Origin of the sequence: Mesorhizobium sp. M7A.F.Ca.ET.027.02.1.1 (assembly GCF_004022985.1) — a bacterium.
Lineage (GTDB): Bacteria > Pseudomonadota > Alphaproteobacteria > Rhizobiales > Rhizobiaceae > Mesorhizobium.
The window spans coordinates 1-14903 of sequence record NZ_RZOL01000006.1 but is presented as its reverse complement, the minus strand read 5'-3'; the positions used below and the strand labels follow the sequence as shown (position 1 = coordinate 14903).

Annotated in this window: 13 protein-coding genes and 1 pseudogene; 4 read left to right on the top strand and 10 right to left on the bottom strand. The window is 63.8% G+C overall.

Going from position 1 to position 14903, the window contains the following annotated elements:
* Positions 1–2 precede the first annotated feature (2 nt).
* Together EN749_RS01755 and EN749_RS01750 are read right to left on the bottom strand one after the other, a co-directional pair.
* Positions 3–950, bottom strand: coding sequence for a cation diffusion facilitator family transporter (locus EN749_RS01755; protein WP_128362448.1), 948 nt, complete (start codon positions 948–950; stop codon positions 3–5).
* Positions 951–955: 5 nt separating this feature from the next.
* Positions 956–3145, bottom strand: a complete 2190-nt coding sequence (locus tag EN749_RS01750; RefSeq protein ID WP_128362447.1) for an anthranilate synthase — start codon at positions 3143–3145, stop codon at positions 956–958.
* A gap of 39 nt (positions 3146–3184) precedes the next feature.
* Between EN749_RS01750 and EN749_RS37545 the strand changes: the two genes are divergently transcribed.
* Positions 3185–3361, top strand: a complete 177-nt coding sequence (locus tag EN749_RS37545; RefSeq protein WP_164767439.1) for a hypothetical protein — start codon at positions 3185–3187, stop codon at positions 3359–3361.
* A 103-nt stretch (positions 3362–3464) separates the two neighbouring features.
* Complete coding sequence (locus EN749_RS01745) at positions 3465–4235, top strand: isocitrate lyase/phosphoenolpyruvate mutase family protein (RefSeq protein ID WP_127273278.1); 771 nt, start codon at positions 3465–3467, stop codon at positions 4233–4235.
* A gap of 1 nt (position 4236) precedes the next feature.
* Here EN749_RS01745 and EN749_RS01740 read toward each other — a convergent pair whose 3' ends face one another.
* The 4 genes from EN749_RS01740 to EN749_RS01725 form a co-directional block, all read right to left on the bottom strand.
* On the bottom strand, positions 4237–5292 hold the full coding sequence (locus tag EN749_RS01740) for a succinylglutamate desuccinylase/aspartoacylase family protein (RefSeq protein ID WP_128362446.1): 1056 nt from the start codon (positions 5290–5292) through the stop codon (positions 4237–4239).
* Between the two features lie 86 nt (positions 5293–5378).
* The gene (locus EN749_RS01735; protein ID WP_127272313.1) at positions 5379–6551 is read right to left on the bottom strand and encodes an MFS transporter; all 1173 of its coding nucleotides are present in this window, start codon (positions 6549–6551) and stop codon (positions 5379–5381) included.
* A 126-nt stretch (positions 6552–6677) separates the two neighbouring features.
* Positions 6678–8054 carry an FAD-containing oxidoreductase gene (locus tag EN749_RS01730; RefSeq protein ID WP_128289531.1) on the bottom strand — a complete coding sequence of 459 codons (1377 nt, stop codon included), beginning with the start codon at positions 8052–8054 and terminating at the stop codon, positions 6678–6680.
* Positions 8051–8512 carry a membrane protein gene (locus EN749_RS01725; RefSeq protein WP_023809876.1) on the bottom strand — a complete coding sequence of 154 codons (462 nt, stop codon included), beginning with the start codon at positions 8510–8512 and terminating at the stop codon, positions 8051–8053. Before EN749_RS01725 ends, EN749_RS01730 begins: the two co-directional genes overlap by 4 nt.
* A gap of 141 nt (positions 8513–8653) precedes the next feature.
* On the opposite strand from EN749_RS01725, the gene EN749_RS01720 reads away from it, so the two are divergent.
* Positions 8654–9211 (top strand): sugar O-acetyltransferase, encoded by a 558-nt coding sequence (locus tag EN749_RS01720; RefSeq protein WP_127266541.1) that lies wholly within the window; start codon positions 8654–8656, stop codon positions 9209–9211.
* Between the two features lie 5 nt (positions 9212–9216).
* On the opposite strand, the gene EN749_RS01715 is transcribed toward EN749_RS01720, so the two are convergent.
* Positions 9217–10206 (bottom strand): helix-turn-helix domain-containing protein, encoded by a 990-nt coding sequence (locus EN749_RS01715; RefSeq protein WP_128362445.1) that lies wholly within the window; start codon positions 10204–10206, stop codon positions 9217–9219.
* A gap of 127 nt (positions 10207–10333) precedes the next feature.
* Here EN749_RS01715 and EN749_RS01710 point away from each other — a divergent pair, with 127 nt between their 5' ends.
* On the top strand, positions 10334–10978 hold the full coding sequence (locus EN749_RS01710; protein WP_128362444.1) for a cysteine hydrolase family protein: 645 nt from the start codon (positions 10334–10336) through the stop codon (positions 10976–10978).
* A 66-nt stretch (positions 10979–11044) separates the two neighbouring features.
* Here EN749_RS01710 and EN749_RS01705 read toward each other — a convergent pair whose 3' ends face one another.
* The 3 genes and pseudogenes from EN749_RS01705 to EN749_RS01695 all read right to left on the bottom strand — a co-directional run.
* Positions 11045–12724: a formate--tetrahydrofolate ligase gene (locus EN749_RS01705; protein ID WP_127321325.1), complete on the bottom strand. Its 1680-nt coding sequence runs from the start codon at positions 12722–12724 to the stop codon at positions 11045–11047.
* Positions 12725–13037: 313 nt separating this feature from the next.
* Complete coding sequence (locus EN749_RS01700) at positions 13038–14162, bottom strand: DUF2333 family protein (RefSeq protein ID WP_128362443.1); 1125 nt, start codon at positions 14160–14162, stop codon at positions 13038–13040.
* A gap of 105 nt (positions 14163–14267) precedes the next feature.
* Positions 14268–14864 (bottom strand): annotated as a pseudogene (locus tag EN749_RS01695) (DUF6638 family protein); the annotation flags it as partial.
* Positions 14865–14903: the final 39 nt, after the last annotated feature.

The following is a 14903-nucleotide window of genomic DNA, read 5'->3' as shown; positions in this document are numbered from 1 at the left end:
CCTCAGGCGAACGGCACGGCCGTCGTGCCCTTCGGCAGCTTGGCCTCGTCGTCGGGCTCGACATGGATGGTGACGCGCACCGAGGGGATTTCGGCTTTCAGCGCGTCCTCGATGCGGTCGCAGATGACATGGCTGGCGCCGACCGACATGTCTGCGTCGACGACCAGATGAAACTCGATGAAGGTGGCGCGGCCGGCGATGCGCGTCTTGAGGTCGTGCACCTCGAGCGCGCCCTTGCAATTGGCCGAGATGACGTCACGGATGCGCATGTGTTCCTGGGTGTCGACGGCGCGGTCCATCAGGCCGTTCATCGACGAGCCGATGACATGCCAGCCCTGCCACAGGATGTTCAAAGCCACGAGGACGGCAAGTGCGGGGTCAAGGATCTGCCAACCGGTCAGGATCGCTCCGACCAGGCCGCCGAAGACGCCGATCGAGGTGACCACGTCGGTCATGATGTGGTTGCCGTCGGCGACCAGTGCCGGTGATTTCTCCGCCCTGCCGGCGCGGATCAACATCCAGGCCCAGAAGGCGTTGATGACCGTAGCGACGCCGTTGACGGCAAGACCTTCCCAGGGCTGTTCGAGCGGTGCCGGGGTCTGCCAGTGGCGCCAGACCTCGTTGAGGATCAAAAGGGCGGCGAGCACGATCAGCACGCCTTCCAGCACCGCCGAGAAATACTCGGCCTTGTGATGGCCGAAAGGGTGGTCCTGGTCGGCCGGCTTGTGGCTGACCTGGATCGCCCAGAAGGCTGCAACCGAGGCAATGACGTTGACGATCGATTCCAAGGCGTCCGAGTAGAGCGCCACCGAGCCGGTGACGTACCAGGCGGCAGCCTTCAGCGCGAGCACGACAAAAGCGACGATAATCGACCAGAAGGCGAGATTGGCGATTTTGCGCTTCGCGGCCGCCTTGGCCGCGATCGCCATCGTGTTCTCGGCTTCAGCCATGATCGTCAGGCGGCCTTTTCCTTGGCCTTGCGGGGCAAGTGGGCGACGATGTTCTCGATGATGCGCATGCCGGCATTGTGGCCGAGCGTCATGATCGATTCCGGGTGGAACTGTACCGCGGCGATAGGCTCCTTGCGGTGTTCGAAGGCCATGATTATGCCGTCCTCGGTCTCGGCTGTGACGATGAAATCGTCGGGCAGGCGCACCGGATCGGCAAAGATCGAGTGGTAGCGGCCGACGGTCACTTCCTTGGGCAGGCCCGAGAAGATGATGCCGGGCTTGGAGACCCGGATGCGCGACGGCTTGCCGTGCATCGGTATGTGCAGCTGCCGCAGTTCGCCGCCATAGGCCTCCGCCAATGCCTGCAGGCCAAGGCAGACGCCGAAGATCGGCAGTTCGCGGGCGCGCGCCTTCTTGATGGTTGCGGCGCAATCGAAGTCCTTCGGCGTGCCGGGGCCGGGCGACAGCACGACGAGATCGGGTTTCAGCCGGTCGAAGACTTCCTCAGGCACCGGCGAGCGAACGGTCGAGACGTTGGCGCCGGTCTGGCGGAAATAATTGGCCAGCGTGTGGACGAAACTATCCTCGTGGTCGACCAGCAGGATGTTGACGCCGTCGCCGACGCGCGCGGTCGTGCGCTCGGTGCTGGCGGAATTGCCTGTCTTGGCGTCGCGGATGGCGGAGAGCATGGCGGATGCCTTCAGTTCGGTTTCGGCTTCTTCTTCCTCGGGAATGCTGTCGAACAGCAATGTGGCGCCGGCCCGCACTTCGGCAATGCCGTCCTTGATACGGATGGTGCGGAGCGTCAGGCCGGTGTTCATGTCACCGTTGAAATTGACCATGCCGATCGCACCGCCATACCAGGCGCGCGGGCTCTTCTCGTTCTGTTCGATGAAGCGCATGGCCCACAGTTTCGGCGCGCCGGTGACGGTGACCGCCCAGGCATGCGACAGGAAGGCATCGAAGGCATCCATGCCTTCGCGCAGCCGGCCTTCGATGTGGTCGACCGTGTGGATCAGGCGCGAATACATTTCGATCTGCCGACGGCCGATGACGCGCACCGAACCCGGCTCGCAGACCCGCGACTTGTCGTTGCGGTCGACGTCCGAGCACATGGTCAGCTCGGATTCGTCCTTCTTGGAGTTGAGCAGTTTCAGGATCTGCTCGGAGTCCGAAATGGCATCGTCGCCGCGCTTGATGGTGCCCGAGATCGGGCAGGTCTCGACGCGGCGGCCGTTGACGCGAACGAACATTTCGGGCGAGGCGCCGATCAGGTATTCGCCTTCGCCCAGATTGATGAAGAAGGAATAGGGCGAGGGGTTGATTGCCTTCAGCTTGCGCGAAATCTCGGATGGCTGCGTTTCGCAGCGCTCGTAGAACATTTGGCCGGGCACGACCTCGAACAGGTCGCCGCGCTTGAACGAATCCATCGCCTTGCGGACCAGATTGGCGTATTCGCCCGGTTCATGGTCGCCGCGCGGCGGGATGCGGTCGGGGCTCTTGAACGGCTCGGCGATTTCGTCGCGCGGCAGCCCTTCGGTCGAAAAACCTTCACCGGCATAGTCGTAGCGGTCAGTCCAGGCCTTGGCCGAATAATGGTCGACGACCAGGATCTCGTCGGGCAGGAAAAGCACCAGGTCGCGCTGGCTTGGCTTGCGCTCGAGCTTGTAGTCGACCGGGTCGAACTGGAAGGCGAGGTCGTAGCCGAAGGCGCCGTAAAGACCGAGATTGGCGTCTTCCTCGGTCTTGAACAGAGCGGTGATGGCGCGCAGCACCGTGAAGACTGAAGGGACGCGGCTGCGCTCCTCCTCGGTGAAGACACGGCCGGGCCTGGCGACATCGAGGCGGATGAGTGTCTTCGACGTCTCGGCGATGGTGACATCCGCCTGGCTGGCGAGCGCCTTGCCGATGACCGGCAGCAGCGCCTCGCCACGGCGGTTCAGCGCCTCGATGCGCATGGCACGGCCGCGCGCCGAGACGACCAGCGGCGGATCGATGATGGCGGTGTCCCAGCGCGTGTAGCGGCCGGGATACTCATAATTGGAGGAAAACACCGCACCGCGGCGCGAATTCAGGCCGTCGACATAGGCGTCAATCGCACCTGCATAGGGCCGGTCGTGGCGCGCGCGCGTGATGGTGATGCCACCCGCGGTCACGAAACTTTCCGCGCCGTTTTCCAGAAGCTTTATCGTCATTGCCGTCTCCATCAGCGTCTTGGGGCAACGGACCCGGGAATGGCTTGGAAAAAACAAATGGCCGCCCGGACTTTCCGCTGCGGCCACCCTCTCTTTTCACGCGCACGTGTTCGAACAGGCCGCTGTCAGCAGGCCCACCACCAAATGGTCTTGATCGAACGCATGTTCATGGCGAAAATCCATAGCCGCGAAAAACCGGATGCGCAACTGATTTGAAAAGCCTGTCCGGTGGCCGCCGCTTCAGCGTCTCATGGCACATCGCCAGGGCGGACAGTGCCGCTTAGACTGTTCCTCTAACAGCAGGAGACGGGAAAACACCATGACCGAGCAGATCGAGCGTGCGCGGACGTTCCATTCCCTCCACGTCAAGGGAAACCCGATCGTTCTCTACAACGTCTGGGATCCGGGTTCGGCCAAGATCGTCGAGAAAGCGGGCGCCAAGGCGATCGCCACCGGAAGCTGGCCGGTGGCTGCCGCGTTCGGCTATGCCGATGGCGAGAAAATCCCGCTGGAGCTGGCGCTCGACAACATCAAGCGCATCGTCACTGCCGTCGACCTGCCGGTGACCATGGACCTCGAGGGCGGCTACGGCGTCGATCCGGAGATTGTGGCTCGCACGGTGACGTTGGCGCTACGGGCCGGCGCTATCGGTTTCAATTTCGAAGACCAGGTTGTCGGCGGCACCGGCCTGCACGACATTTCTGTTCAGGTAAAACGCATCGAAGCTGCGGCAGCGGCCGTCAAGGCCTCCGGCATACCGGCGTTCATCAACGCCCGAACCGACATCTTCCTCAAGGCGAAACCGGATGCGCATGACGACGTCCTGCTCGACCAGGCCATCGAGCGCGCGCAGGCCTTCGAAAAAGCCGGCGCACACGGCTTCTTTGCGCCGGGTCTTGGCGATGAGGACCTGATCGAGACGCTTTGCAAGGCAATCGCGTTGCCGGTCAACATCATTGCGCTGGGGCACGTGCCGCCGCGCCAGCGGCTGGCCGAACTCGGCGTCGCCCGCATCAGCCACGGCCCGGTGCCTTACCGGCAGATGGCGGAATGGCTGGAGGCGAAGGCGCGACTAGCTATTTCGGGTTAAGTCAGTCCTCCAGCGTTCCCGACCGGGCGTCGGTGCTCTTCCTGTCGCCGACCAGCTTCAGAAGATCCTCGCCGGCGCGGATGATGCGGCGCGAGCGGCGGGTCAGGATGATGCCGTCCTGCGGCGCGAACACCTCGGTGCGGCCGTCGGCTTCACCCGGTGCATGGACGATGGTGGCGAGGCGCGCGCCCCTGGCGACGCGGTCGCCGGGTTTCACGTCGTAGAGCACGGCACCGGCCCGTGGCGCCGGCATCATGTCGATGTTTTCCAATGGCGCCACGAAGCCGGTGAAAGGACCCGGCGCGGGCAGGGTGCTATCGGCGATCACGCCGCGCGCCACCAACAGCCGGTAGAGGCCGTCGGCGTCGGCGGCGGCCAGGGCACCGTCGACATCGAGGATGCCGCGATATTCGACGGTGGTGGCGACGCGGCGGTCGAGCTTGGCCACATCGGCGGGGACGTTCTGGTAGGGCATGATCGAGGCGCCCTCGAAGGTGCCGTCGGTGTCCTCGCTCCACAGCACGACCGCGTCGACGCCCATGGCGGCGGCGCAATCGGCCATGGCAGGCCACAGGCTGGTGTGGACGTAGAGGTAGGCGAGGCCCTCGTCATCGCAGTGCAGGTCGAGCACGATGTCATGGCCGAGCGAGAGCTGCACCAGCCGCGTCTTCAGCCGCTGGTCGACGCTGCCAAGGGTGGTGTCGGGCAAGAGCGCTGTGTCGGGCGCGGCGAGCAGCGGAAAGCCGCGGTTGAAATTGGTGCGCGTGCCCAGATGGAAGCGGCCCTGATGCTCGCCGAAATGATATTGCGCCCGGCCGATCGGATTGGCCCAGGGCACGACGGTGAGATTGCCCTTGATGCGGCCTTCGGCCTCCGCTTTGGCAAGCATCGGCATCAGCGCGTCGATGGCGACGACGCCCGGCAACTCGCCGGCATGGAGTGCCGCCTGTAGGTATGCCGAAGGAGCAGCCTTGTCGGAACCAGTGAAGCGGAACAGCGGGAATTCGTAGGAAACCCCTTCGCTTTCGGCGGCGATGCGCTCGATCGATTTCTGCATGACTTCCTCCATCAAGAGCGAGAGACATGCGATTTGAAGGCGCCGATGTCGATTGGTCCAGCCCGCCGCGCTATGGGCGCAAGAGGCTATTCAGCCGGAAGCGGGATGACCGGCGCGCGCCGGTCCAGCGCCTGCGACAGCACGGCGACGGTGACCGCCAACAAAGCTAGTGCTGCGCCGACCAGCGGCAAATTGGCATAGGAAACACCGGCGGACAGGGCCACGCCGCCGATCCAGGCGCCGCTGGCATTGCCGACATTGAAGGCGCCCTGGTTCAGCGTGGCGGCGAGGTTCGGCCCCTCGGAAGCGGCCTCGACGACCCGGATCTGCAGCGGCGGGACGACGACGAAGATCAGCAGACCCCACAGGAAGACGATGCCGACGGCAACGCTTGCGATTGCGCCGAACTGCCTGAAGCCAACGAAGAGCAGGGCCATCAGCAGCAGCGTGCCGATCACTGTCGGCATCAGTTTCCAGTCGGCCAGTCTGCCGCCGATAATGTTGCCAATGGTCATGCCCGCGCCGAACAGCAGCAGAACCCACGTGACTGCGGAGGTCGACAAGCCCGACACCTCGGTGAGGTAGGGTTTGATGTAGGTGAAGACGGTGAACAGGCTTGCGGAAGTCAGCGCCGCGATCAGCATCGCCAGCCAGACCTGCAGCTTGCCCAGCACGCGCAGTTCGCCGCGCAGGCCGCCACCGCTTGGCTGGGCGACATCGGACGGCACCAGCCAGGCGATCGCTGCCACCGAGATCAGGCCGATACCGACCACGGCAACGAAGGTGGAGCGCCAGCCGAACGCTTCGCCAAGTGCGGTTCCGGCGGGAACACCCAGGATGTTGGACAGCGTCAGCCCGGCGAACATCAGCGCGATGGCGCTGGCCCGTTTGTTGCGCGGTACCAGGCTGGCGGCAACGACCGAGCCAATGCCGAAGAAGGCGCCATGGCCGAAAGCGGTGAAAACGCGCGCGGCCATCAGCGTCCAGTAGTTGGGCGAGATGGCGCAAAACAGATTGCCGATGACGAACAGGACGGCCAGCCCGACCAGCACCGGCTTGCGCGGCAAATGCGCGGTGGCCATTGCGACGATCGGGGCGCCGAAGACGACACCCAGCGCATAGCCGGTGACCAGCAGGCCCGCCGAAGGGATCGACACGCCGAGGTCGGCTGCGACCTCGGGCAGCAGGCCCATGATGACGAATTCGGTGGTGCCGATGCAGAAGGACGCAATGGCAAGCGCAAGGATCGGCAAGGGCATGGGGCGTCCAGACTGAATCGGTTCAAATTGAAACTGCGCGAAGGACGCCACCGTGCGCAAGCTGCATTGCTGCATTGCAGCGATGCAGAAAAGGAAGAGCTTTGAAATGGGGTCGCCAACAGGCTGTCAGGCCAGCGGCTTCAATTCCTGGGCAATGGTTGGCAACAGCTCCGAGACATTCGGGTGGATGTGCACGGCACGCGCCAGCGTGTCGACGGGCGCCTTGGCGTACATCAGGTCGAGTACGCAATGGATAACCTCGTCGCCGCCGGGGCCGAGCACCGAGCAGCCGAGGATCTGCCTGGTGTCGGCGTCGACCAGAATCCTCATGAAGCCCTGCGTCTCGCCCTTTTCGATAGCGCGGCCGACGCGGGTCATCGGCCGCTGGCCGACCAGCGCGCGACGGCCGGATTTCTTCACCGCGGCCTCGGTCATGCCGCAGCGGCCGAGCGGTGGGTCGATGTAGAGCGCATAGGCTTCGATGCGATCACTGACCTTGCGCGGATCGTTGTCCAGCAGGTTGGCGGCGACGATCTCGTAGTCGTTGTAGGAGGTGTGGGTGAAGGCGCCCCTGCCGTTGCAGTCGCCCATCGCCCAGATGCCGGGCACGCTGCTGCGCAACTGGTCGTCTACAGAGACGAAGCCGCGCTTGTCGACCTCCACGCCAGCCCTCTCCAGGCCGAGGTCATCGGTGTTGGGCGTCCGCCCCAGAGCCAGCAGCACGTGCGAGCCGACCGCCGGCGGTTTGCCGGCGGAGAAGGTCACGGCAATGTCCTGGCCCTGTCTGGCGAAAGCGATGTCGTCGGCGCCGACATGGACCGTGATGCCCTCGTTTTCGAGGATCGACAGGATGGCGGCGGAGACATCCTCGTCCTCGCGGCCGGTCAGGCGTGGGCTCTTCTCGATGACGGTGACTTCGCTACCGAAGCGGCGGAACATCTGTGCGAATTCGAGCGAGATGTAGCTGCCGCCGACGACGATGAGATGGCGCGGCAGCACGTCGAGATCCATCATCGAGGAATTGGTCAGATAGTCGATGTCGTGGATGCCGGGCAGGTCTGGGACCGAGGCTCGGCCGCCGGTGTTGAGGAAGATCTTTTCGGCGGTCAGCAGATCGTCGCCGACGCGCACCGTGTTGGCGGATTCGAAACGCGCATGGCCGCGATAGAGGGTGCATTTGTCCATGCCGGCAATCCAGGTCTCGAGATTGGTGCGGGCGTCGATCGTCACCTTGTCCTTGCGCGCCTTGATCCTGGCATAGTCGACGCCGACGGGGCCACTGAGCGTCACGCCGTAGTCGGCGGCGCGGCGCGCCAGATGCGCGGCATAGGCGCTGGCGACCATGGTCTTGGTCGGCATGCAGCCGGTGTTGACGCAAGTGCCGCCGACCAGCTTGCGCTCGATCAGCGCCACGCTCATGCCGGCGGCCGTCAGCCGGCCGGCCAGCGGAGGGCCAGCCTGTCCGGCACCGATGATGATGGCGTCGAAAGTTTTCGTCGTCATGCCACCGCCGCTACGATCAGCAGGCCGCCGATGATCGCCACCGCGTCCTCGATGAAGGCGGCGGGCGGATCCTTGCCGAAGGCGGCTGCGAGCCGGCCGCGAGCTTCAGCGCCGCCCAGCGTGCCGATGACAGCGCCGATGGCGCCGGCAATCAAGCCGCCGATGGTGGCGCCGCCTGTCGCGCCGATCACCGCGCCGGTGAAGGCGCCCATGACGATGCGGGCGCCGAATTGCTGCGGCACTTTACGGCTCGGCGTCGACGGCAACTGGTCGGTGACCAGTTCGACGATGGCCAGGATGGTGAAGATGCCGACAGCCGCCCAGTGACTCATGAAGCTCGCCCAGGTGCCGGCAACCGGCAGCCAGCCGAGATAAGCGCCCCAGGCAACGGCAGCCGGCGCCGTCATGGCGCGAAGACCGGCAATGACGCCGATCAGAAGTGCGAGAATGTAGAGCATGGTCGATCCCCCTCGATCACCGGGCCAGGACGGCCTTGAGACGCAGGCTACCATAGGTCCAATATTTGACCAGTACTTGCATCGGCGCTTTTCTGTTGGCCGCACTTGTGCTTTTGAAGGACGTGAACTGGAGACCGCGTCATGGCCGAAAGCGAGCGCGTGAAGATGGCGGCCGGCGAATGGTACACCTGCCTCGATGATGAGCTGGAGTCCTTGCGTGTGGTAGCGCGTGACGCGGTGTTCGAGCACAATTGCCTGCCGCCGCGGCAGCGCGGCAATCTCGGGTCGGGCTTGAAAGCTTTACTCGGCAACGCCGGCGAGGGTGCCCGCATCGAGGCGCCGTTTCACTGCGCCTATGGTTTCAACATCTTTCTCGGCGACGGCGTCTTCCTCAATGCCGGCTGCACCATCCTCGACACGGCGAGTGTGCGCATCGGCAAGGGAACGCTGCTCGGTCCCAATGTGCAGATTTATTGCGCCGAGCATCACAAGGAGGTCGCTGGGCGGCAAGCTGGACTGGAGATCGCCAAGCCGGTCGAGATCGGCGCCAATGCGTGGATCGGCGGCTCAGCCGTCATCCTTGGCGGCGTCAGCATCGGTGAAGGCGCCATCGTCGGCGCCGGCGCGGTGGTGACGCGCGACGTGGCTGCGAACACCACGGTGGTCGGCAATCCGGCACATCAGGTCAAGCGGGACTGAATAGATCAGGACGACAGCACCACGCGTTCGTCCCGACCAGCCCGCCTGGAGAACTCGCGCCGGTATTGCGCCGGCGATGTCCTGAGCCTTGCCGAAAAATGCTGGCGCAGCGAGGTGGCGCTGCCGAAGCCGGCTTCGAAGGCCACCATGTCCATGGATTTCTCCGTCGCTTCCAGCAGACGCTGCGCCAGTTCGACCCGCTGGCTGGTCAGCCAATCGCCAAAGCTGGCGCCAATCGATTTCTGAAAGCGCCGGGTAAAGGTGCGGCGGGTCAGGCCGGCGGCCTCGGCGACGCTGTCGAGGCTATGCGTCTCGCCAAGTGTAGCGCGAACCGAGTCCAGGGCCAGGGTGAAGCGGTCGGCATCGGCGCCTCTTGCCACGGAATGCTCGATGAATTGCGCCTGCCCGCCTTGCCGATGCGGAGAAAGCACGATCTGGCGGGCGAGCCGGAGTGCTGCTTCCGCGCCATAGCGGGCGCGCACGATGTGGAGACAGCAGTCGAGGCCGGCGGCGACGCCGGCCGAGGTGACGACGTCACCATTGTCGACATAGAGCACCGCGGCATCGACAGCGATGTCGGGATGGAGTTTCTGCAACTGTTCGGAATAGGCCCAGTGCGTCGCGGCACGACGGCCCGCAAGCAGCCCGGCCGCGGCAATGGCGAAGGTTCCGAGGCACAGGCCGACGATCAAGGCGCCGCGTTGGTGCGCCCGGCGCAACGCCTCCATCAGCGACGGCGATGCCGGCTCGCCGAGATGATGCCAGCTTGGAATGATGACGATATCGGCGCCGTCGAGCCCTTCGAGCCCATGCGGCGCGGCAATTGTCAGTCCGGCCTCGGTGTGGATCGGGCCGGGCTTGACCGCGCAGATGCGGAAGTCGAAGCGCGGCAGGCCAAGCGCCGTCCTGTCCTCTGCGAAGACCAGGCACGGTACGGAAAGGTGGAACGGGCTGATGACGTCGAAGGCGAGTACGGCAATGATCGGGTCGGTCATGGGTGCTTCCGGCAGTTGAATGCGGATTGTCCCAATTCTTTCGAATGATGTCAATCGGGCCACTTTCGGCTGTCTGGCAACCCACCTATTTTCCACCCATCGCATTCAAGCCGGAAAGGAAAACACCATGTCTGACCCAGCCAACGCCACGCCGCGCCGGGCGCTGATCGTCGTCGATGTGCAGAACGATTATGACGGCGGCAGTCTTGCCATCCAGCATCCGCCGTTCCGCGACAGCGTCGTCAATGTGGCGCGGGCGATGGATGCAGCGACTGCTGCCGGCATCAAGGTGGTGGTCGTCAAGCAGATGGCGCCCGAGACATCGCCGATCTTCGCCAGGGGAAGCCATGGCGGCGAACTGCATCCCGAAATAGCCAGGCGTGGGCGCGACCATTATGTCGAAAAGAACCTGCCCTCCGCCTTCACCGGCACCGACCTCGAGGACTGGCTGCGCGCCAACGCCATAGATACGATCACGGTGGTCGGCTACATGACGCACAATTGCGACCTGTCGACCATCATCCACGCCGTGCATATGAGCTTTGCCGTCGAGTTCCTGTCGGATGCGACCGGATCGGTGCCTTACGCCAACAGCGCCGGCTACGCCTCGGCCGAGGAGATCCACCGCGTGGTCACGATCATCCTGCAGTCGCGCTTTGCCGCCGTGCTCAAGACCGCCGAATGGGTCGAGTGCCTGAAGACCGGCGCGCTGCCGGAACGCGACACCATCTTCGGCTCCAACCAGCGGGCGCTGTCACGCAGCGCCGCGTAGGGACTATCTGAAAACAGAAAGGGCGCCGCGTCGCTGCGGCGCCCTTTCTGTTCGAATAGAAGGATTCTAGAACAGGCCTTCGATCTGGCCCATCTCGTTGAGGAAGATCTTTTCCGAGGACGGCGCCCTCGGTAGGCCGGGCATGGTCATGACCTCGCCGCAGATGATGACGACGAAGCCCGCACCTGCCGAAAGCCTGACCTCGCGCACCGGCACCGTGTGGCCGGTCGGCGCGCCGCGCAGGTTCGGGTCGGTCGAGAACGAGTACTGCGTCTTGGCCATGCACACCGGCAGGTGGCCGTATCCGGCGTCTTCCCAGGCCTTGAGCTGGTCGCGCACCGACTTGTCGGCGATCGCTTCCGAGCCGCGATAGATACGCTGGACGATGGTGTTGATCTTCTCGAACAGCGGCATCGCATCGGGATAGAGCGGCGCGAACTGCGAAGCACCGGATTCGGCCAGTGCCACCACCTTGTTGGCGAGATCCTCGATGCCGGCCGAGCCGTGCGCCCAGTGCTTGCACAGGATCGCCTCTTCGCCCATCGAGGCGACATAGTCCTTCATCGCCTGGATTTCGGCGTCGGTGTCGGAGTAGAAGTGGTTGATCGCAACCACCGCCGGCACGCCGAACTGGCGGATATTCTCGATGTGGCGGCCGAGGTTGGCGCAGCCCTTCTTCACCGCCTCGACGTTCTCCTTGCCGAGGTCTTCCTTCTTGACGCCGCCATTCATCTTCATGGCGCGCACGGTGGCGACAATGACGGCCGCCGCCGGCTTGAGGCCTGCCTTGCGGCACTTGATGTCGAAGAACTTTTCAGCACCCAGGTCGGCGCCGAAGCCGGCTTCGGTGACGACGTAGTCGGCGAGCTTGAGCGCCGTCGTGGTGGCGACGACCGAGTTGCAGCCATGCGCGATGTTGGCGAACGGGCCGCCATGCACGAAGGCCGGGTTGTTCTCCAGCGTCTGCACCAGGTTAGGCTGCATGGCGTCCTTGAGCAACACGGCCATGGCGCCGTCGGCCTTGAGGTCGCGGGCATAGACGGCCGACTTGTCGCGGCGATAGGCGACGATGATGTCGCCGAGGCGCTTTTCCAGGTCCTTCAGATCGGTCGACAGGCACAGGATAGCCATCACTTCCGAAGCAACGGTGATGTCGAAGCCGCCCTCGCGCGGGAAACCGTTGGCGACGCCGCCGAGCGAGCAGATGATCTCGCGCAGCGCCCGGTCGTTCATGTCCATGACGCGGCGCCAGACGACGCGGCGGGTGTCGATGCCGAGCTCATTGCCCCAGTAGATGTGGTTGTCGATCAGTGCGGAAAGCAGATTGTGCGCCGTGGTGATGGCATGGAAGTCGCCGGTGAAGTGAAGGTTCATGTCCTCCATCGGCACGACCTGCGCGTAGCCGCCGCCGGCAGCGCCGCCCTTGACGCCGAAATTCGGGCCTAGCGAGGCCTCGCGGATGCAGACGATCGCCTTCTTGCCGATGCGGTTCAGGCCGTCGCCAAGGCCAACCGTAGTCGTGGTCTTGCCTTCGCCGGCCGGCGTCGGGTTGATGGCGGTTACGAGGATCAGCTTGCCGTCCTTGTTGCCCTTCACCGACTTGATGAATTCCGCTGATATCTTGGCCTTGTCGTGGCCGTAGGGCAGCAGGTGTTCGGTCGGAATGCCGATCTTCTGGCCGATCTCCTGGATCTGCTTTTTCCTGGCGCCGCGCGCGATCTCGATGTCGGACTTCACTTCGGCCATGACGGCTTTCCTCTGGATTGGACGGTGGAGGGGACGGGTTTGATCTTACTGGCAAGCAGGTTGGAACCGGGCGCGGGCATGTTCTAACCCTGTCGCTGCCACGGCGTCAACTTGTATGCAACTATGTTTCCTCTGGAGAAAGTTCCTCTGCGGACCGGCCGAACTGTCGTCGGTTCTTCCCGGCTCCGTTGCCGCGCCGTATAGAAGCCAGAGGACGCGCCGTTCCGCCGTCTCAAAACAGCCGCACAATGCACGGAATGCGACAGAGGCGACGGCGCAAATTCGCCATCGCCTGGTCCCTAATGGAACAGCGCTACTGCGTCAGAACGTTGCTGATTTCGACCATGTTGGAGCGCACCCTGAGCACATAGAAGCCCATCGTCGTCAGATGCGTCGGCAACAGCCAGCCATCCTCGCGGCCATTGGCGATGATGAAGGGCTGGATGCGCAGCGCCGAAACGAACTGCGAGTCCATCGTGTCCCACAGGTTCTGCAGATGCTTTTCCTTGATGACGTCCTCGAAGTCGGCCTGGGCTCCCTTCATCAGGCCGTAATAGCCGTAGAGCTGGCCATAGGCGAACCAGTAGCGGTCGTCGGCGCGGAAGTCGAACCAGCCATTGTTGTGGTTCTCGGCGCGTTCCTTGAGGATCGCCGAGGTCGAGCCGATGTCGGACGAGATGCGGTCGATATACTGTTTCAGATTGTCGGCGCGGGCGTCGAATGTCGCCTGGCAGGTGGCAAGGCGGGCGTTGAAGGAACGCAGCATGCGCACGGCGTCGCGATAGTAGCTTGGCGTCGGCGTCTTGGGGCCGAACGGGCTCAGGCCGAAATACCAGGTCTCTTCGTCGAACTGAAGGTTGCCGCGGGCATTCTGCAGATCGCTGTCGATCTGCGAGGTGGTGCGGACGCGGCCGAGATTGTCGGCAAGTTCGGTCGCCGTGCGCCGCACCGCCTGGTTGATGCCGCGCTGGAAGGAGGCCTTGTTGTCCATCCACGGCGTGTGGTCCCAGTCGATGCCGAACAGGCCCAGCTTGTAGAGGATCATCGACGAGATCCAGGCATTCTGGTTGACGTTGAAGTCGGTCAGGTCAGCGGCGATCTGGGCTATACCAGAGTTGCCGCAGGTCTTGGCGGTGTCCGTGCCGGCGCCGGCGGCGACCTGTTCGCCGGCCGAGACATTGCGCTTCTCGAAGGTGTATGTGTCGGGATAGTTCGGGTTGAAATTGTTCCACCACTGGGTGGCGTAGAAGAAATTGGCATAGAGGCCGATCAGCACCAGCAGAGCGAGGCCGACCGCCGCCTTGAGGATCCAGCCGCGCTGCGTATACCAGCGTCCGGCCCACAGGAAGGGCCACAGGATGACGCCGATCAGGAGGCCGATGCCGCGGCCGATCCACTGGAAAATACGGGTGAAGAAATTCACGATCGGATCGAGCATGGCTGTGTCACCCCCTCAAAGCATGATGCCAAAAAGTTGCAGACTTTTTGGATAACATCATGCGCCAAAACAAGAAGCTAGAACGAAATAACGGTTCATTTCGTTCTAGTCAGTCAGGCCGTAGAGGCGTGTGCGAAACGCCACCTTGTCCTTCAAATATGTGGTTTTGAGAACGTCCACAACATGCGATCGCCAGGCATCGCTGAAGCCGTCATAGTCCTTGTAGAAGCCGTCCTTGTTGAAGATGTAGCGCGAGACGAAGTCCGACGGTACGAAATCCGAGATCAGCCGGTTGGTCAGCCAGGCGTCGGGGTGGTCTGGCTTGGCGCGGATCACCAGGAAACGCTGCTGCGGGAAGACATCCTCGATCTTCAGGTGGCCGAGCTGGGCGATCTCGCGCTTGGCGGCGTTGAGGAAAGGGAAATTGCCGTCCCTGGTGATCAGGTCGGCATGGCTCTGGATCCAGGTCTGCAGCCAGACCTTGTCGACATTGGTCAAGTTGCGGTTCGGCTCGGCGTCGCGGATCAGCGCGCGCACCACCATCTCGGCGCGGTGCTCGAGATAGCCCGAGGCCTCGACCCAGGAGGCACGCGGCAGCTCGATGCGGCCGGTGGTGGCGAGGAACTTGAACACCTTGTCGGCGTCGTTGATCGAGAGATAGCTGACCTGCCACGGCCGCGAGCGGCGAAAACCGGGGGCGGCCGTGGCAGGTCAGCTATCTCTCGATCAACGACGCCGACA

What these genes read in the sequence shown, in the direction of transcription:
- EN749_RS01755 (WP_128362448.1), bottom strand. Translation starts at nt 950, where the DNA reads ATGGCTGAAGCCGAGAACACGATGGCGATCGCGGCCAAGGCGGCCGCG.
- EN749_RS01750 (WP_128362447.1), bottom strand. Translation starts at nt 3,145, where the DNA reads ATGACGATAAAGCTTCTGGAAAACGGCGCGGAAAGTTTCGTGACCGCG.
- EN749_RS37545 (WP_164767439.1), top strand. Translation starts at nt 3,185, where the DNA reads ATGGCTTGGAAAAAACAAATGGCCGCCCGGACTTTCCGCTGCGGCCAC.
- EN749_RS01745 (WP_127273278.1), top strand. Translation starts at nt 3,465, where the DNA reads ATGACCGAGCAGATCGAGCGTGCGCGGACGTTCCATTCCCTCCACGTC.
- EN749_RS01740 (WP_128362446.1), bottom strand. Translation starts at nt 5,292, where the DNA reads ATGCAGAAATCGATCGAGCGCATCGCCGCCGAAAGCGAAGGGGTTTCC.
- EN749_RS01735 (WP_127272313.1), bottom strand. Translation starts at nt 6,551, where the DNA reads ATGCCCTTGCCGATCCTTGCGCTTGCCATTGCGTCCTTCTGCATCGGC.
- EN749_RS01730 (WP_128289531.1), bottom strand. Translation starts at nt 8,054, where the DNA reads ATGACGACGAAAACTTTCGACGCCATCATCATCGGTGCCGGACAGGCT.
- EN749_RS01725 (WP_023809876.1), bottom strand. Translation starts at nt 8,512, where the DNA reads ATGCTCTACATTCTCGCACTTCTGATCGGCGTCATTGCCGGTCTTCGC.
- EN749_RS01720 (WP_127266541.1), top strand. Translation starts at nt 8,654, where the DNA reads ATGGCCGAAAGCGAGCGCGTGAAGATGGCGGCCGGCGAATGGTACACC.
- EN749_RS01715 (WP_128362445.1), bottom strand. Translation starts at nt 10,206, where the DNA reads ATGACCGACCCGATCATTGCCGTACTCGCCTTCGACGTCATCAGCCCG.
- EN749_RS01710 (WP_128362444.1), top strand. Translation starts at nt 10,334, where the DNA reads ATGTCTGACCCAGCCAACGCCACGCCGCGCCGGGCGCTGATCGTCGTC.
- EN749_RS01705 (WP_127321325.1), bottom strand. Translation starts at nt 12,724, where the DNA reads ATGGCCGAAGTGAAGTCCGACATCGAGATCGCGCGCGGCGCCAGGAAA.
- EN749_RS01700 (WP_128362443.1), bottom strand. Translation starts at nt 14,162, where the DNA reads ATGCTCGATCCGATCGTGAATTTCTTCACCCGTATTTTCCAGTGGATC.